Below are 17,758 nucleotides of genomic sequence, written 5' to 3' on the forward strand. Positions count from 1 at the left end.
GGACAAACGGCCTTTCGGACAAAGAAATACACAACCAATAACGAACAACGAATACCCCATCAATGGCTCATTTTAACCCTTGGCACGATGTGGAGCGCGGTGAAGACGCTCCGAAAGTAGTAAACGCCATTATCGAAATTCCGAAAGGCTCGAAGGGCAAGTATGAGCTGGACAAGGAAAGCGGCCTGCTGAAGCTGGACCGCGTGCTGTTCTCGGCCGTGCATTACCCGGCCGCTTACGGCTTCATTCCGCAGACGTACTGCGACGATAAGGACCCGCTGGATATTCTGGTACTGTGCTCCGTAGATATCGTGCCCATGTGCCTGGTAGATGCCAAGGTAATCGGCGTGATGCAGATGATTGACCAGGACGAGGAAGACGACAAAATCATTGCCGTGGCCGCCAACGACGTGTCAGTGAACCACTTCAACGATATTGCCGACCTGCCCCCGCACATGCTGCTGGAAATGCAGCGCTTCTTCGAGGACTACAAAGCCCTGGAGCACAAGCACGTAAGCGTGGAGCGGTTCATGGGCCGCGAAGATGCCTACCGCATCATCGAGGACAGCGTGAAGCTCTACGAGGAAACCTTCCCGAAAGGCAACCCCAAAGACGAGGAGGACGTAAAGGAGGCCCTCAGCTAATCCACCCTCCTCCTTTCCGCTACACACCGCGCAGCCCCCGGCCGTCAGTTACTGACGCCGGGGGCTGTTGCGTTGGCGGCAAACGGGCGCGGCCTCCGGTCGGGGAGGCGGGGTTTCGGTGGTATCTTGTCCGCTTAACCCCTCTGCCCGTGCCCGCCCTGTTTCGCCTGCTCCGTCGCTGCCTCGATGCCATGCTGTATAGCAGCGTGTGGCTGTCGGGGGCGGCGCTGGGGCTGATGTGGGCCACGTTCCTGTTTTGGCGGGTGCACATTCCGCTGCGGCTGGGGGGGCTCATCTTCGCGGCCACGCTCTTTCTCTACAACCTCGACAGCGTGCTGCCCTACAAGCACGGGCAGCTACCCGGCCTCTCGGGGCGCAAGCAGTGGATACGCGGGCACCGCCGGCAGCTGGTGGTACTGACGCTACTGGCCGGCACGGCGGCGGCAGCCCTGTTCCTGACCGATACCCACCTCCTGCCGCTCACGCCCTTCCTGCTGCACCTGGGCCTGATTTCGGGTCTGTACTCCCTGCCGCTTCTGAAGCGCCACGGCCGCTGGCGGGCTTTGCGGGACTTGCCCCTGCTGAAGGTGTTTCTGATTGCCTACGTCTGGGCCGGCGTCACCGTCTGGATTCCGGCCCTGTATCTGGGGCGGGAGCTAACCACACCGGTGGTGGGGATACTGTTTCTGCGGCGCTTCCTGTTTATTCTGGCCCTGGCTTTCGTGTTTGATATCCGGGACTACAGCAAGGACAAAGCCACCGGCACCCGCACGTTTCCGGGGCTGTTTGGGGTAATGGCTACCAAGCTCCTGGCCCTGGCGGCCCTGGCCGGGGCGGCGTGGCTGGTGCCGCCCGGGGCTCCGGCCGGGCAGGAAGGGGCCCTGCTGGTGCCGCTGCTGGCGGCGGGGGCAGTTATTGGATTTGCCGAGGAGAAGCGGCCCGACTACTACTTTGCCCTACTCACGGATGGGGTAATGGTGCTGCTGTTTCTGGCCGTGTGGTGGGTTACCCGCGGGCAGGCCGTGGGTTTTTCGTAGGCAGCCGGCGGGTTAGTGCCCGAAAACGGCTATTCTTGCCATCGTCTGCCCGTTGCAGACCTCTGCTACTGTGGTGCTATGCTGAAACTGTTGCGGGCCGGGCTGGCCCTGGTGAGTTGTTTGCTGGTAGGTACGGCTCCGGCCCAAACCCCCGAACCTGTGGACCTAGTGAACCCCCTGATGGGTACCGATTCCAAACCCAGCCTCTCCAACGGCAACACGTATCCGGCCATTGCTTTGCCCTGGGGCATGAACTTCTGGCTGCCCCAAACTGGCAAAATGGGCAGCGGCTGGGCCTACCAGTACTCGGCCGACAAGCTCAAGGGCTTCAAGCAAACGCACCAGCCTTCCCCCTGGATGAACGACTACGGGCAGTTTGCTTTGATGCCCATCACCGGCAAGCTGCGCTTTGAGGAAGAGGAGCGGGCCAGCTGGTTTTCGCATAAGTCGGAGGTGGCCCAGCCTCACTACTACAAAGTGTACCTGGCCGACCACGACGTCACCGCCGAGCTGACGCCTACCGAGCGGGCCGCCCGTTTCCGCTTCACCTTTCCCCAAACCGACAGCGCCTACGTGGTGCTCGATGCCCTCGATAAGGGTTCCCACGTGCAGATTCTGCCCCAGCAGCGCCGCATTATCGGGTACACCACCCGCAACAGTGGGGGCGTGCCGGCCAACTTCAAGAACTACTTCGTACTGGAGTTCGACCACCCGTTCACCAGCACCACCATCTACCAGGACAAGGTGCTGGATGGCAAGCTGCTGGAAGCCACGGCCAACCATACCGGCGCGGTGGTGGGCTTCAAAACTCGGAAGGGCGAGCAGGTGCAGGTACGCGTGGCTTCGTCGTTTATCAGCCCCGAGCAGGCGCTGCGCAACCTGGAGCAGGAGATTGGGGCCGCTGACTTTGAGGCGGTGAAGGCTAAGGGCCGCGCCGCCTGGCAGCAGCAGCTGGGCCGCATCAAGGTGGAGGGCGGCTCGGAGGCCCAGCAGCGTACGTTCTACTCCTGCCTCTACCGCAGCCTGCTGTTTCCGCGCAAGTTTTACGAGCTGGATGCCGCCGGCCAGCCGGTGCACTATTCGCCCTACAACGGGCAGGTCCTACCCGGTTATATGTACACCGATACGGGCTTCTGGGACACGTTCCGGGCGTTATTTCCCTTCCTGAACCTGCTGTACCCCGGCGTCAACAGCCAGATTCAGGAGGGCCTGGTGAACACCTACAAGGAAGGCGGCTGGCTGCCGGAATGGGCCAGCCCCGGCTACCGCAACATCATGGTGGGCAACAATTCCGCCTCTATCGTAGCCGATGCCTACCTGAAGGGCGTGCGGGGCTACGACATTAACACCCTCTACGAAGCCGCTCTGAAGGGAGCCAACAACCAAGGGCCGCTGGAAGCTGTGGGCCGGGCCGGCGTAGGCTACTACAACAAGCTCGGCTACGTGCCTTATGATGTCAAAATCAACGAAAGCGCGGCCCGCACCCTGGAGTACGCCTACGACGACTTCGCCATTGCTCAGCTGGGCAAAGCCCTGGGCCGGCCCAAAAAGGAAGTGCAGCTCTACGAAAAGCGCAGCCAGAACTACCGCAACCTCTTCGACAAGCAAACCGGTCTGATGCGGGGTAAAAACCAGGATGGTACGTTCCAGACGCCCTTCAACCCCTTCAAGTGGGGCGACGCCTTCACGGAAGGTAACAGCTGGCACTACACCTGGTCGGTGTTTCATGATGTGCAGGGGCTGATGAACCTGATGGGCGGCCCCAAGCCGTTTGTGGCGGCGCTGGATACCGTGTTTACCCTGGCCCCAGTGTTCGATGCGTCCTACTACGGCTCGGTCATCCACGAAATCCGGGAGATGCAGATTGCGGGCATGGGCAACTACGCCCACGGCAATCAGCCCATTCAGCACATGACTTACCTGTACAATTACGCCGGTCAGCCCTGGAAAACGCAGTACTGGGTGCGCGAAACCCTCAACCGCCTCTACCAGCCCACCCCCGACGGCTACTGCGGCGACGAGGACAACGGCCAGACCTCGGCCTGGTACGTGTTTTCGGCGTTGGGTTTCTACCCTGTGTGCCCCGCTACCGATCAGTACGTGCTGGGCGCGCCGCTCTTCCCCAAGGTGACCCTGACGCTGGAAAACGGCAAGCAGATACTCCTGAACGCGCCCAACAACAGCGCGGCCAACCGCTACATCAACGCCCTCACGCTGAATGGCCAGCCCTACGAGCAGAACTGGCTTAGCCACGAAACCTTGCTGCAAGGAGCCATCCTGAACTTCGACATGGCCCCCGAGCCGAACCGGCAGCGGGGAGCTACTCTGAAATCCGCTCCGTATTCCTTCTCAAAGCCGGCGCGGTAGGGCCGTCAATTCCCGTAGCGCCGGCCCGATAAAGCGCACCAAGTCGCCGGCCACCAGGCCCGCCTCGCCGGTTTCCCGGGCGGCCAGGTCGCCGGCGCGGCCGTGGGCGTAGAGGCCCAGCAGGGCCGCATCCAGCGTGGAGAGGCGCTTGTCGGCGCGCAGGGCCAGCAGCAGGCCGGTCAGTACGTCGCCGCTGCCGCCGGTGGCCATGCCGGGGTTGCCAGTACTGTTGAAGTACGTGGTGCCTTCGGGCGTGGCCAAAGCCGTGTAGGCCCCTTTCAGCACGCAGTAGCAGCTATGTCGGCGGGCAAAGGTGCGGAGCTGCTCCAGCCGGTGGTAATCGTCGCGGGCGGGCTCCCCGGTCAGCCGCTCGAATTCCTTGGGGTGCGGCGTCAGCAGCGAATCGGGCGGCAGCAGGGCCAGCAGTTCCCGGTTGGCCCCCAGTAGATTCAGCGCGTCGGCATCCAGCACCAGCGGCACCCGGGCCGTTTTTAACAGCTGGCGTAATGCCTCGCAGGTGGCGTTTTCCTGCCCCAGCCCCGGCCCGATGCCCACGGCGGCGTAGGGTTTCAGGTCCGGCAGCTCCGTTACAAAATCGGTGGCGGAATCGGTGAGGGTCATGGCTTCGGGCACGGAAATCTGCAGCACGTCGTAGCCCACGGCTGGTACCTGCACCGTCAGCAACCCCACGCCGCCCCGCAGGCAGGCCTTCGATGCCAGTACCGCCGCCCCTAACTTGCCCCGGCTTCCCGTCAGCAGCAGCGCGTGCCCAAAGGTGCCTTTGTGGCTGAACCTGGTTCGGGCCGGCAAGCGTCCCTGCATGAAGGCCGCGTCCACGAAGTAGTTATCCACAGGTGTTTTGTGGATAACTTCGGCTGCCAGCCCAATGGGCAACACGTACCATTCTCCCACGAAACCGGCATTCTGCGGCAACAGGAACGCCAGTTTGGGTAGCTCGAAACTGACGGTGTACTGCGCCCGCACTACCGGGTTGTCGGGTTCCTGGGCCGCATCAGCCAACAACCCCGACGGGATATCCACGGCTACTATGAGGGCATCGGCAGTGTTGAGGTGCGCCACTACGGCCGCCGCCAGCCCGGTAAGCGGCCGGTTCAGCCCCGCCCCGAACAGCGCATCCACTACCACCGCGTCGGCCGGGAGGTCTGGAAGGCGGGCGGCATCCAACTCCTGACAATTGATTTCCCTGGGCAGCTGGTGGTGGTTGGCAGCAAAATCGGCGGAGTGCCTGTCGGCGGGTAGCAGCCAGACGTGCACCGCGTATCCCGCCCCGTGGAGCAGCCGGGCCAGGGCCAGTCCGTCGCCGCCGTTGTTGCCGGGGCCGCAGAACAGGTGGATCGGGGTGGTGTAGGCCGGTTGCAACTCCGTCAGCAGCCAGTCGAATACGGCCGTAGCGGCGCGCTCCATCAGCTCCAGGGAGGTACTACCTTGCACTTCGCTGGTGGCCTGATCGAGGGCGCGGGTCTGGGCGGGGGAGAGGAGTTTCATATTCTGGCTATACTTGAAACCTGCTTACTCCGATACATGATGCGCACTATTCTCTGGCTGGCGGCCCTGTCCCTCGTGGTGGCCTGCTCCGAACAACGTTCCCCCACCGAAACTACAACGGCCCCTGCCGGCCCTGCTACGGCCGTTGTTCCTACCGATGCTGATAGCGTAGTCAGCGTGCAGAATTTACCGCTCAACCAGCTGCCGGCCGGCGTGCCGCGCCAGCCGGGCCGGGTGCTGGAGCTTAAGCAGTGGACCGATAAGAACGGCCTGAATCTGCTGGTGCTCACCCGCACCCCCGTTCGCGACGACCCACCCCAGCCCGACGGGCCGGAAGAAGCGCAATCGGTGGATATGTATGCCCGTCAGTATGTGCAGCGAACCGGTCAGCGCCAGTGGCAGGAGTTATGGCACCTGCAGGATGGAGTAGCCGGCTGCCCGTTTGATCTGGGGCTGGGGCCTGTACCCGGAGCCACGGCCGTAACTGACCTGGACGACGACGGACTGACGGAAACGACGCTGCTCTACGCGCTTACCTGCACCAGCGACGTGAGCCCGGCTACCCTGAAGCTGATTATGCACGAGGGCGCGGCGAAGTACGCGCTACGCGGCTACACCGTGGTGCAGTACGACTCGATTCCCGCTGCTGAGCGCCGGCCGGTCAATACCTGTTGTCTGGATACCATCAGCGCGGCGCGGCTGGACGAGCATTATGAGTTATTGGGCGGGCGCTATGAAAACGAGCAGGATTTTCGCAGAGCCCCAGCGGCCTTTCTTCGTTTTGCCCGGCAGGAGTGGCGCCGCTGGTCAGTGCAGGAGTTTGAGCAGTTGTAGCCAGCCCCGTAGAGCAGCCACAGCCCGTCACCGCCGTTATTGCCGGGGCCACAGAACAGGTAAAACGGGGTGGCGTAGGCGGGCTGCAACTCCGTCAGCAGTCAGTTGCGCAACGCGTAGTGGCGCGTTCCATTAGAGCCAGATAGGTAATGCCTTGCACTTGGCTGGTGGCCTGGTCGAGGGCGCGGGTCTGGGCGGCGGTGAGGAGTTTCAGGAGTGATTGAAAGAATGACGCAACGAGTAGTCAGGTGGATATGGAAAAAACAGCATATTTGCTGATAGCAGCAAAGCAGGGATATTATAAGTCACTTTAATTTAATGGCAGATTACGCGTTCCATACCGATGAATTTGGGATAGATGACACTGGCATCCATTTACTACGCAACCGGTTTCGCTATCAAAGTTTCCGGTACGAAGAAATTCGCCAGATGCATGTCGGCGAAGGTCCGGATATCCAGAACTGGGCGGTAGTGCTGGCTTTTGGAGTTGCGTTGCTGGCTGCCGGTTTGTGGGGTTGCTACGCTTTGTACTGGTTTTTTACGCAGGGCGAAGGAAGTATTGATTACCGCTTGGTGGTGGTGCCGTTTTTCCCATTGGTACTGGGTGTATTGGCCGTAGTTTCCGCCTTGCGCCGCACGGTAGTACTGGAAATCCAGGACCACCACCGGAAACGTCGCGTATCCCTGCGGGAGGTGGAGCGCAACGGTCGGTTGCCCCAGCTCCTGACTTATCTGGCGAACCGGCATGAAACACTGGATGTAGCACCGGCTGTTCATCGTTGCTGGCAGGAGGCGTGAGCCGGACAAACTAGTAGGGTTCAGCTTCGGAGACACCAGCGTGGCGCACGTCACTATGTCACCGCAGAAAACTTCCCGCCCGGCCGCTGCGTTTGCACAGCAGTTACCTTGCTGATCTAATTCTTCCCAACCATGCAAACCTGGAACGACGTCATCCGGCTGGCCAACCACGGCAGCCCGGCCCCCCATACACGCGTAGAAAAAACCGACGCCGAGTGGCGCGCCCAGCTCACTCCCGAGCAGTACCACGTAACGCGGGAGCACGGCACCGAGCGGGCCTTCACCGGTGAGTACTGCGAAGCCCACGAGGCTGGGCTGTACGCCTGCGTGTGCTGCGGTACTCCCCTTTACGACTCCCGCACCAAGTTCGAAAGCGGCACCGGCTGGCCCAGCTTCACCCAACCCGTCGACGAAAGCGCCATTCGCTACAAGAAGGACACCAGCTACGGCATGACCCGCGTGGAAGTGCTCTGCAACGTCTGCGACGCCCACCAGGGCCACGTTTTCCCCGACGGCCCGCCCCCCGGCGGCCTGCGTTTGTGCATCAACTCGGCCAGCGTGAAGCTGGTGAGCGAGCAGCAGGAAGCATAAGCTGTTTGCGCGACTACCTGCCGCGTAGCGCTCCGCCTCTGGCTTCGGCCGGAGGCGGAGCTTTTTTTATCTGACTGCCGCCGATTTTATCCCGATTTTCGCACTCCCGCAGGCATCTGTGGGTTATCAAAAGCCGTCACGCACCCATTCCCACCCCTACGTTTCCCACCCATGTCTTTGCTCTTCACCGATTTTGCTTCCTGGGGCGCTCACTGCGCCGCCACCGGCGAACCACTCTATCAACCCGTGCTGGCCTACGAAATCGAGCAGAAAGGCCGGACTGAGGAGCAGATCTGGACCGGTTTGCAGCGCGCCTACGATGTGATGCGCGACGCCGTGCACACCGGCCTTACCCAGAACATGACCTCCCGCTCGGGCATGGTAAACAACGGGGCCAAGAAAATTGCGGCCTCGCCGGTAACCGTACTTTCGCCCGAGTTCAAAAACCTGATTACGCGCGCTCTGGGAGCGAAGGAGGTAAACTCCTGCATGGGCCGGGTAGTGGCCGCGCCCACCGCCGGAGCCTCGGGCATTCTACCCGGAGTATTGGTCACGCTCCAGGATATTCATAAGCTGGAAGACCGCGCCATTCTGGAGGGATTGCTGGTAGCGGCCGGCGTGGCCCTTATCATCGAGCAGAATGCCTCCCTGGCTGGGGCCGTGGGTGGCTGCCAGGCCGAAACCGGCTCGGCCGCCGCCATGGGCGCCGGGGCCATTGTGTACTGCCTGGGTGGCTCAGTGGAGGAAACCTTCGCCGCCGTGGCCATTACCATTCAGTGCATGCTGGGCCTCGTCTGCGACCCGGTGGCGGGCCTGGTGGAAGTGCCCTGCGTGGTGCGCAACGCCTCCGCCTCGGCCATTGCCTTCAGCTCCGCCCAGATTGCCATTGCCGGCGTCGATCCTGTGATTCCCGTGGACCAGTGCGTGGCGGCTCTCGGCGAAGTGGGCCAGGCGATGGAGACCCGCTACAAGGAAACCGCCCTCGGCGGCCTGGCCAACACGCCGCGGGGCCGCGAAATTGAGAAGATGGTGCTGGTGCAGGACGTCCATATCCTGCCTGACGAAGACCAGGAGTAGTGGTTAAATAGGTTTGATTGCCGGGGCCATAACGAGCCGGGCCAGGTAGGCAATGGCTCCGGCGTAGCGGCTCCGGAGTTCCACGTAGTGCTCCCAGGCCATATTTTCGTCCTGGAGTGGAATGCCAGCGGCCCGCAGTTGCTGGCAGGCCAGGGTGAAATCGTGGCGGTGTGGCGCATCGGGGGCCTTTCCGGCCGATTCCTCGGCGCCGGCATCGTACTTAAAGTAGCGCGATACCCGGTTAAGCGACACGCAGCCGGCCTTGAAGCACAGCTCCCGGTGCGCGTTGCGGGGCTGGTCCACGGTGCTGCTGATGAGGGCTGCCGCGTCGAGGATGATATCGGCGGCCGTAATCCAGGAGCGGCCGGGCTGGGGCGAGCGGAAAAAGGCCATGATGGGCAGCGAGGTATGCGTTTCCTCAATCTCCACAAACCACTCTTCCCATGCCTGCCATTGGCTGGTATCGTTCAGGGAGCCGGATTGGTTGAGCCACAGCAGCAACTGCACGGCCGAGGCCTTGATGCCGGCCCGCAGTTCCAGCCGCGCTACCGTCAGCTCCCGTCGTGAGAAGGCCTGGTACATGGTGGGCAGGTAGGAAATCAGCAGCGTGAGCAGCAGCAGGCCCAGCGTCGCCTCGGAGTACGACATGGCCGTGGACACCAGGTGATGGCTGGGGTCTTCGGAGCCGAGCGTGAGCAGGGAGCTGTTGCTGATGCGAAAGCAGCGCTCCAAATCCCCCTCGCCCAGCCCCCAGAAGATGGCGGTGTAGCCTGTGCTGACCATCGTGAGCCAGGCAATGGGCAGCATCACCAACCCCACGGGCGCATAGAGGGCCAGAATCCGGTCCCGTTGCTCGTAGGAGCGGCCCAGGCGGGCGGCGGTTTCAAATACCCAGCGCACCAGCCGGAACACGGCCGTATTCAGCCACGCCGAGTCGCTGCGCGGCAGCACAAACGAGCGGATGGCAGCCAGCACGGTATCGGCCACCAGATAAACGCCGGCCACGAAAGCCAGCGCCCGAAACAACAAATCAAGCATACACAGCAACCACGCGCAGCTACGGTGCCGCCGTGCTTGTACTGCCGGGTAGCCGCTAGGGTTGGATTGGATGGGCGGCAGAATAGCGTAAGCGCTGCCGCATCTGTCTGCTGGCCTGCCTGATTAGTTGCCTGACCTATCCCTGAAACTTACTTCCGCTCCTTCCAGAGCTGGCGAAACGTTTTGGGGGCTACCTGCACGGCGTCGCGGCGCTTGTTCCAGCCTACTTCGCCCAGCAGGCGGCTGAGTACCCAGTTTTTGCCGGCGGCGGGGGCCAAATCCCACACCCAGCGGTGCTTCATGCCATACAGCCACAGTCCCACGGCCCGGCGCTCCTCTTTTTCGGTGAGGCCCTCCTGCACGCTCTGCTGACGGTTGCGGAGCAGGATGTTGTGAATCGGAATGCGGACCGGGCACACCGAGGTGCAGGCCCCGCACAGGCTGCTGGCGTAGCTCAGGTGCTTGTTTTCGGCCATGCCCGAGAGGTGGGGCGTAATTACGGAGCCGATGGGGCCGGAGTAGGTGGCCTCGTAGGTGTGGCCGCCGATGTTCTTGTACACCGGGCAGATGTTCAGGCAGGCCCCGCACCGAATGCAGTTCAGCGCCTCGCGCTTGTCGGGCTGGGCCAGCAGGTTGGTGCGGCCGTTATCCAGCAGAATCACGAACATCTCCTCCGGTCCGTCCTTTTCCAGCGGCTGGCGCGGGCCGGTATAGATGGTATTGTACACCGTGACCTGCTGGCCGGTGCCGCTGGTGCTGAGCAAAGGCCAGAATAAATCCAGGTCCTGGAGACGCGGAATCACCTTCTCGATGCCCACAATGGCAATGTGGGTTTTCGGAAAGGTGGCCGAGAGGCGGGCGTTGCCTTCGTTTTCGGTTACGCACACGGCACCCGTATCGGCAATGAGGAAGTTGCCGCCCGTAATGCCCACTTCGGCCGAGGTGTACTTGTTGCGCAGCAGGTGGCGGGCCGTGAGCACCAGCTTCTGGGCGTCGTCGGTGTACTCAATGCCGAGGTGCTTCACGAAGATATCGGCAATATCCAGCTTGCTCAGGTGCATGGCCGGCGTCACGATGTGATAAGGCCGCTCCCCGTTCAGCTGCACAATGAACTCGCCCAAATCTGTTTCTACCGACTCAATACCGCGCTTTTCCAGGTACTTGTTGAGGTGGATTTCCTCGGTAGTCATGCTCTTGGCTTTCACCACGGTGCGGGCCTTCCGGCGCTCCATAATCTTGCCCACCTCAAACAGAGCTTCCTCCGCGTTCTGGGCCCAGATGACCTTACCGCCCCGGGCCGTAAACTTCTCCTCGAACTGCAGCAGATACTCATCGAGGCGGTTAATTACCTCCGTTTTCAGGTAGGAGGCGCGGCTGCGGGCCAGCTCGTGGTCCTGGTAGAAGCCCAGGCCGGTCTGCACGGCGGCGTTGTACTTGCCAATGTTGAACCGGATTTTGCGCCGGTGCTCCAGATCGAAAGCCTTGTGGTCGGAATCAACCAGAAACTGGGCCGATTTCTTGGGGGCGGGCGTGAGGGTCGTCGGGTTCATGGCAGCACAGAGTACAACGGGTTCTTAGCAAAGATAAAAACCCGCCGGACCTTGAGAGGTTCAGCGGGTTTTTATTTAGGGTAGTCGGAATCGGTGTCATTGCGAGTGGAGCGAAGCAATTCGTCCTTCTCAATGGCAGAAGCCCTGAAATACGAAAAGCTTCTGATGCCTAGTGCTGGCGTCAGGGGCTTTAGAATAGGTCAGAGTTAGGAACTTCGTGAAGGACGGATTGCTTCGCTCCGCTCGCAATGACAGCTTACCTCATTCCTGCATTACTTCTTGTTCGAATCCACGACGATGCGCTGGTCGCGGTTGGCGAGGTCCCAGGCGGTGTAGAACACCAGACGGGCACGCTTTTCCATCTTCGGAAACTCAATTTTCTCGATTTCGTCGCCGGCGCCGTGGTAGTCATCGTGCACGCCGTTGAAGAAGAAGGCCACCGGGATTTTGTGCTTGGCGAAGTTGTAGTGGTCGGAGCGGTAGTAGAAGCGGTTCGGGTCGTCCGGGTCGTTGAAGCGGAAGTCGAGGTCCATCTTGGTGTACTTCTCGTTCTGGGCCTGCAGAATTGTGTGCAGCTCGGAGCTGAGCTTGTCGGAACCGATGACGTACACGTAGTCGCCCTTGCCTTCGTGGTCCTTGTCGGTACGGCCCACCATGTCGGTATTCAGGTCCACCATCGTCTTTTCCAGCGGGAAGATGGGGTGATCGGTGTAGTACTCCGAGCCCAGGAGGCCTTTTTCCTCACCGGTTACGGTCAGGAACAGGATGCTGCGGCGGGGGCCGTGACCCTCGGCCTTGGCTTTCACGAAGGCCTGGGCCATTTCCAGTACCGTTACAGTACCCGAGCCGTCGTCATCGGCGCCGTTGTGTACCTCGCCGTTGATGATGCCGATGTGGTCATAGTGCGCCGACAGCACCATGATTTCGTCTTTCTTATCGGTGCCTTCCAGGAAGCCCAGCACGTTTTCGGTGGTGAAGTCCTCCGTTTTCTTGGGGGCTTTCACCAGCACTTTGGCGGGCTTGAAGGGGCTGGCCGTGGGCTTGGCGGCCTTATTGACGGCGGCGGTATACTTGGTTACGGCCGGGGCGGTGGTGCCCAGTAGCTTGTAACCCACCGCCGGGCTCACGAAGTAGGCCGTGGGCCGGGTGGTCTGGGAGGCTTCCTTGAAGGCAATGCTGGGCCGGCTGATGTAGGGCGTCATGCGGGCCGCCAGCTTCTCAAAGTTGCTGTTGGGGTTGAAATCCACGAAGAATACCGAGCGGGCGCCTTTCTGGGCGGCCAGCGTGAGCTTGGCCCGGTAATCCTGGCCCCACTTGCTGTTCTGGCCGTCTTTACCCAGCAGGGCGGTGCCTTTGTCGGTCTGGGGTTCGCCCAGCAGAATCAGCAGATCCTTGCCCTTCACGTCGCCCAAAGCGGCGTAGTCGGAGTAGCCATCCTGCTCAATACCGTAGCCGGCAAACACGGGCTGCACGCTGGTTTCCTGCGCGAAGCCGTTGCCGCCGAGGGCGTAGAAATCCGTCAGCCACTTGTAGCTGCTCGTCCCGATTTTGAGCGTAGCCCCATCGGCCCAGGAGCTGCGCACCATGGTAAAGTGCTGCAGGTAGGGGTTGTCGGAGCCCGTCACGGGGCCTTGCAGGCCGAGGTCGGCAAACTGCTTGGCCAGGTATTCGGCGGCCATTTTCTGGCCTTTCTCGCCGGTTTCGCGGCCTTCGTAGGCATCAGAGGCCAACACGGACAGGTGCTGGCGCAGGTCGGCCTGGGTGATGGTTTCACCGTAGCCTTGGGCCAGGTCGGCGGCGGGAGTTGGAGCGGCCGTTTCCAGCACGGGCGTGGCCGTTACCTCAGTTTTGGCTTTGCGCTTGGTTTTCACCTTGACTTTCTCGGGGGCCTGGGCTACCGCCGAGGTAGCCACGCCGGCGGCCAGCAGCCAGGTGAGCAGGGAAGTTTTGTTCATACAGGTTAAGAGTGGTAGGGGTGGAGATGGGCTAAAGACAAGGCAGCCGCAAAAGGCTGCACACCCGGTAGCAGGCGGCGGAAAGCTACTTCGTAATCAGCACCGAGGCGTAGGCGGCCACACCTTCGCGGCGGCCCACGAAACCCAGCTTCTCGGTGGTAGTGGCCTTGATGCTGATATCGTCGGCGTCGAGGCCCATTACCTCGGCCAGCACGCGCTGCATTTCTGGAATGTGGGGGTTGACTTTGGGCGCTTCCAGGCAGATGGTGGAGTCGATGTTGCTGATCTGGTAGCCGCGCTCCGTGAGCAGGCGCACCACTTCCTTCAGCAGCCGCTTGCTGTCGATGCCTTTGTACTGCGGGTCGGTGTCGGGGAAGTGGAAGCCGATGTCGCGCAGGTTGGCCGCGCCCAGCAGCGCGTCGCAGATGACGTGGATGAGCACATCGGCATCGGAGTGGCCGAGGGCGCCGTGGGTGTGCGGCACCTGAATGCCGCCAAGCCAGAAGGGCAGGCCTTCCTTGAGCTGGTGAACGTCGTAGCCGAAGCCAGTCCGGATTTTCATAGAGTTCGGAAGAGGAAAAGAAACGGAATGAAGTGCCAAGTTACGGGAACCGCGTCGTTGGGAGCCGGAGAAAAAAAGCGGGCCGCGGCTAAAGTAAAAACCGCCGCCGTGCGTCCGCCCGGGCACCGGGTCTGGAATCGGTGAAAAAGGATAGCAAAAAATTAATGGAAACTATGGAGTCAATAAAAGTTTCCGTAGTACCTTTGCTGCCGTAATCATGGAAATCAAAGACCGAATCTTACACGCCTCCATCGGCCTCTTCACCCGCAACGGGATTAAGAGCGTGTCGATGGATGACATTGCTACCCACCTGGGTATCTCGAAAAAGACGCTGTACAAGTGGTTCGAGAACAAGGACCAGATTGTATCGGCCGTCATTCACAACCACCTGACCGGGGTGCAGGGCGAGTGCGAAGGCATCATCGGCCACGCCCGCAACGCCGTGGACGAGATGGTGCAGATGATGGACTGGGCCAAGCGGCAGTTTGCCAACGTGAACCCCAACGCCATTCACGATTTGCGCAAGTATTATCCCGCCGCCTGGGGCCTGTTTCACGAGCACAAGAGCAGCTTTATCCTGCAACAGATTCAGGCCAACCTCCTCCGTGGCGTGCAGGAAGGCCTCTACCGCGCCGACCTCGACATTGAGGTGCTCTCGCGCCTGCGCCTGGCCCAGATTGACGTGCTGTTCGACCCGGAGGTGTTCCCCTCCGCCCAGTTCGACCAGATGCGGGTGCAGATGGCCTGCAACGAGCATTTTCTGCTGGGTGTAGTGTCGCTGAAGGGCCATAAACTACTGAATGAGTACCGTCATGTGACGGAAGAAGAATAGGCTTCATCACCGCTTTCCCTGATATGAAAATCAACCTTCGCGCGTTGTTGCTGGCCGCCGGGCCGGGCCTGCTGGCCCCTGCCGGGGCAGCCCTGGCACAAACCGCTCCGGCCCCGCAGCCGGCATTGGCTACCTCCGCAGCCGTCGGCCTCATGCCCCTGAGCCTGCAGCAGGCCATCGACTACGCCGTCAAGAACAAGCCAACGCTGCTGGCCACGCGCCTTGGCGAGCAGACGGCCCGCGCCAAAGTGGGCGAAATCAAGGCGGCCGGTTTGCCCCAGGTGAACGTGGCGGCTAACTTGGCCGACAACTTCAAGCTGCAAAAAAGCCTCGTGGACTTTGGGGCCCTGGGCGGCGGTAGCTCGGCTACCACCCTCACGCCCGCCGATATTGCCGCCGCCCAAAGCGGCCGGACGGTAAACCTGGGCACGGTTTCGCTGCCCTCGGAGCCGGTGCCGCCGCAGGCGTTTGCCTTCGGCCTGCAGTGGGCCGGCAACACCAGCGCCTCGGTGTCGCAGCTGCTGTTCGATGGGGCCTACCTAATTGGCCTGAAAGCGGCCAAGGTCTACGAGCAGCTGGCCCAGAAGCAAACCCAGCAGGCCGAAATCGACGTGGTGGAGCAGGTGAGCAAGGCCTACTACAGCACGCTGGTGGCCCGCGAGCGGCTGCAGTTGCTCTCGCGCAACGTGCAGCGCCTCGACACCATTCTGTACCAGACCAACGAAACCTTCAAGGCCGGTTTTGCCGAGAAGCTGGACGTGCAGCGCCTGCAGGTGCAGCGCAACAACCTGGTAGTGGAGCAGCAGAAAGCCAGCCGCCTCACTGAGCTGAGCGTGGCCCTGCTGAAGTTCCAGATGGGCCTGCCCCAGGGCCAGGACGTGCAGCTGACCGACTCGCTCGGGGCGGCCGTGGTAGATGCCGGGGCCCTGCGCCAGCGTTTGGGCGTGGCCAGCGCCACCACTGGCGGCGGCGTAACCGGCCTGGGCGGCGTGCCCACTGGTACGTCTCCAACCAGCACCAACACCGACGCCCAGCGCCAGCAGGACCAGCAAACCGCCCTCAGCGGAGCGCGCACGGGTCAGCTGGCCGCCGCCTTCAACTATAACAACCGCATCGAGTTCAGTACCCTGGAAACCCAGCAGGCCCTGGCTGGGCTGGACCTGGCCAACCGCCGCGCCGGCGCCTATCCGCGCCTGTTGGCTACGGCCGCCTACGGCTTCTCGGGCTCGGCCAAGAACCCCGGCGACCTGTTTGCCTTCCGCGGGCCCGATTCGCGGTCTGGCAACGGTTTTCCCAACCAGAACTGGTTCGGGTTCGGCAACGTGGGCCTGAGCTTGCAGATTCCGGTGTTTGATGGCTTCCGCCGCAAGTACCAGGTGCAGCAGGCCCGCATTCAGCAGCAGACCATCGAGAAAGGCTTCGAAACCCTGCGCCAGAGCATCGATTTGCAGGACGCCCAGAGCCGTACCACGCTCATCAACGCCCTGGACGTGCTGGATAACCAAAAGGCCAACCTGGACCTGGCCGCCGATGTGGCTCGGGTGTCGCGCATCAAGTTTCAGGAAGGCGTAGGCTCGAACCTGGAAGTGGTAACCGCCGAAACCGAGCTGCGCTCGGCCCAGACCAACTACTACGCCGCCCTCTACGACGTGTTGGTGGCCAAAGTCGACCGCGACAAAGCTACCGGCGAGCTGTATAGCCAGGCCCGGAAGTAAGAGGCTGAAAGTCAGAAGCTAGGAGCTGGAAGCTTCTGACTCAGCTGCCCAACCACGATGTTCTAGCTCCTCACTCCTTAGCTTCTAGCTTCTTCTCAAGATGAAATACGTTACTTCCGCCTTTGTCCTGACGCTGGGCTTGCTGACCGCCTGCGGCGGCGACAAAGACCCGAACGCCCAGCTGGCCGAGCTGAAAAAGGAACAGGCCGCCAACCAGGCCAAGATTGCCGAGCTGGAGGCCAAAACCGGCGCGAAAGCCGAAGGTGCCGCCGCCCAGACTACGCCCGTTTCGGTGCTGAAAGTGGCTCCCGAGAGCTTTAAGAGCTACCTGGAATTGCAGGGCCGCGTCGACTTCGACCAGAACGCCAACGTGGCCGCCCGCGCCGCCGGTACACTCACCAGCCTGCGCGTGCAGCGCGGCGACCGGGTAAGCAAGGGCCAGACCCTGGCTACCGTGGATGCCTCAATACTTGATGCCAACATTGCCGAGCTGCGCACGCGCATGGATCTGGCCCGCGTGATATATGAGAAGCAGGACCGCCTCTGGAAACAGCAGATTGGGACCGAAATCCAGTACCTGCAGGCCAAAAATAACTACCAGGCTTTGCAGCGCAACCTCAGCACCCTCAACCAGCAGCGCGCCCTTTACACCGTGGTGGCCCCGTTCGCGGGTACCGTGGATGACGTGCTGCCCAAAATTGGCGAAACCGTAGCTCCCGGCGCGCCCGTGGTGAAACTCATCAGCAGCAGCGGCACAGGCAAAATCCTGGCCGATGTGTCGGAAGCCTACGCCTCGCGCATCAAAGCCGGCGACAAGGCCCTGGTGACCATTCCGGACCTGGGCGGGGAAGAGCTGCCCGCCACGGTGCGGGTGGTGTCGAGCACCATTAATCCCACCAGTCGCACCTTCACCACCGAGCTGCGCCTGAGCGGCAGCAAGGCTGGCCAGTTGCGCCCCAACATGGTGGCCAACGTGCGCATCCAGAATTACGACCGTCAGAATGCCACCGTGCTGCCCGTGGATTTGGTGCAGAAGGATGAGCAGAACAGCTACGTGCTGGTAGTAAGCGAGAAAGGTGGCAAGAAAGTGGCCGCCAAGCGCGTCATCCAGACCGGCCAGACTTACAACGGCAAGGTGGAAGTAACCAGCGGCCTGCAGGCCGGCGACCAGGTGATTTCGGCCGGCTACCAGACCCTGAACGAAGGTCAGCTGGTAACGCTGTAAGCGCTGCCCCAACCGCTAAAAACCCAA

General features: G+C 61.8%; 15 protein-coding genes. 10 read left to right on the forward strand and 5 right to left on the reverse strand.

Features of this window, described 5'->3' with window-relative positions:
• Window positions 1–62: 62 nt before the first annotated feature.
• From EI293_RS13745 to EI293_RS13755, 3 genes are all read left to right on the forward strand, one after another.
• The gene (locus EI293_RS13745; protein ID WP_044000754.1) at window positions 63–644 is read left to right on the forward strand and encodes an inorganic diphosphatase; all 582 of its coding nucleotides are present in this window, start codon (window positions 63–65) and stop codon (window positions 642–644) included.
• 149 nt (window positions 645–793) lie between these two features.
• Window positions 794–1,681 (forward strand): UbiA prenyltransferase family protein, encoded by an 888-nt coding sequence (locus EI293_RS13750; protein ID WP_125438786.1) that lies wholly within the window; start codon window positions 794–796, stop codon window positions 1,679–1,681.
• A gap of 78 nt (window positions 1,682–1,759) precedes the next feature.
• Window positions 1,760–4,048 carry a GH92 family glycosyl hydrolase gene (locus EI293_RS13755; protein ID WP_125438788.1) on the forward strand — a complete coding sequence of 763 codons (2,289 nt, stop codon included), beginning with the start codon at window positions 1,760–1,762 and terminating at the stop codon, window positions 4,046–4,048.
• Here the strand turns inward: EI293_RS13755 and EI293_RS13760 are convergent.
• Window positions 4,031–5,554: an NAD(P)H-hydrate dehydratase gene (locus EI293_RS13760; RefSeq protein ID WP_125438790.1), complete on the reverse strand. Its 1,524-nt coding sequence runs from the start codon at window positions 5,552–5,554 to the stop codon at window positions 4,031–4,033. The genes EI293_RS13755 and EI293_RS13760 overlap by 18 nt on opposite strands.
• Window positions 5,555–5,593: 39 nt before the next feature.
• Here EI293_RS13760 and EI293_RS13765 point away from each other — a divergent pair, with 39 nt between their 5' ends.
• The 4 genes from EI293_RS13765 (at window position 5,594) to sdaAA (ending at window position 8,854) form a co-directional block, all read left to right on the forward strand.
• The gene (locus EI293_RS13765; RefSeq protein WP_394343404.1) at window positions 5,594–6,388 is read left to right on the forward strand and encodes a M949_RS01915 family surface polysaccharide biosynthesis protein; all 795 of its coding nucleotides are present in this window, start codon (window positions 5,594–5,596) and stop codon (window positions 6,386–6,388) included.
• Between the two features lie 318 nt (window positions 6,389–6,706).
• A complete protein-coding gene (locus EI293_RS13770; RefSeq protein WP_125438794.1) occupies window positions 6,707–7,186 on the forward strand; it encodes a hypothetical protein in 480 nt (159 codons plus the stop codon).
• Window positions 7,187–7,318: 132 nt separating this feature from the next.
• The gene (gene msrB, locus EI293_RS13775; protein ID WP_125438796.1) at window positions 7,319–7,777 is read left to right on the forward strand and encodes a peptide-methionine (R)-S-oxide reductase MsrB; all 459 of its coding nucleotides are present in this window, start codon (window positions 7,319–7,321) and stop codon (window positions 7,775–7,777) included.
• Window positions 7,778–7,948: 171 nt separating this feature from the next.
• The gene (sdaAA, locus tag EI293_RS13780; protein ID WP_125438798.1) at window positions 7,949–8,854 is read left to right on the forward strand and encodes an L-serine ammonia-lyase, iron-sulfur-dependent, subunit alpha; all 906 of its coding nucleotides are present in this window, start codon (window positions 7,949–7,951) and stop codon (window positions 8,852–8,854) included.
• A 3-nt stretch (window positions 8,855–8,857) separates the two neighbouring features.
• On the opposite strand, the gene EI293_RS13785 is transcribed toward sdaAA, so the two are convergent.
• The 4 genes from EI293_RS13785 to ispF form a co-directional block, all read right to left on the reverse strand.
• Window positions 8,858–9,892, reverse strand: coding sequence for a hypothetical protein (locus EI293_RS13785; protein WP_125438800.1), 1,035 nt, complete (start codon window positions 9,890–9,892; stop codon window positions 8,858–8,860).
• A 149-nt stretch (window positions 9,893–10,041) separates the two neighbouring features.
• Entirely contained in the window at window positions 10,042–11,442 is a 1,401-nt protein-coding gene (locus EI293_RS13790; protein WP_125438802.1) for a LutB/LldF family L-lactate oxidation iron-sulfur protein, read from the reverse strand.
• 272 nt (window positions 11,443–11,714) lie between these two features.
• Window positions 11,715–13,397 carry a M28 family peptidase gene (locus EI293_RS13795; RefSeq protein WP_125438804.1) on the reverse strand — a complete coding sequence of 561 codons (1,683 nt, stop codon included), beginning with the start codon at window positions 13,395–13,397 and terminating at the stop codon, window positions 11,715–11,717.
• Window positions 13,398–13,482: 85 nt separating this feature from the next.
• On the reverse strand, window positions 13,483–13,959 hold the full coding sequence (gene ispF, locus EI293_RS13800; RefSeq protein WP_125438806.1) for a 2-C-methyl-D-erythritol 2,4-cyclodiphosphate synthase: 477 nt from the start codon (window positions 13,957–13,959) through the stop codon (window positions 13,483–13,485).
• A 217-nt stretch (window positions 13,960–14,176) separates the two neighbouring features.
• Between ispF and EI293_RS13805 the strand changes: the two genes are divergently transcribed.
• The 3 genes from EI293_RS13805 to EI293_RS13815 all read left to right on the forward strand — a co-directional run bounded on the left by EI293_RS13805 (window position 14,177) and on the right by EI293_RS13815 (window position 17,731).
• On the forward strand, window positions 14,177–14,791 hold the full coding sequence (locus tag EI293_RS13805) for a TetR/AcrR family transcriptional regulator (RefSeq protein ID WP_125438808.1): 615 nt from the start codon (window positions 14,177–14,179) through the stop codon (window positions 14,789–14,791).
• A gap of 23 nt (window positions 14,792–14,814) precedes the next feature.
• Window positions 14,815–16,506 carry a TolC family protein gene (locus tag EI293_RS13810; RefSeq protein ID WP_125438809.1) on the forward strand — a complete coding sequence of 564 codons (1,692 nt, stop codon included), beginning with the start codon at window positions 14,815–14,817 and terminating at the stop codon, window positions 16,504–16,506.
• A gap of 100 nt (window positions 16,507–16,606) precedes the next feature.
• A complete protein-coding gene (locus tag EI293_RS13815) occupies window positions 16,607–17,731 on the forward strand; it encodes an efflux RND transporter periplasmic adaptor subunit (RefSeq protein WP_125438811.1) in 1,125 nt (374 codons plus the stop codon).
• The last annotated feature ends 27 nt before the right edge of the window (window positions 17,732–17,758 follow it).

It is taken from the genome of Hymenobacter perfusus, from assembly GCF_003944765.1.
Lineage (GTDB): Bacteria > Bacteroidota > Bacteroidia > Cytophagales > Hymenobacteraceae > Hymenobacter > Hymenobacter perfusus.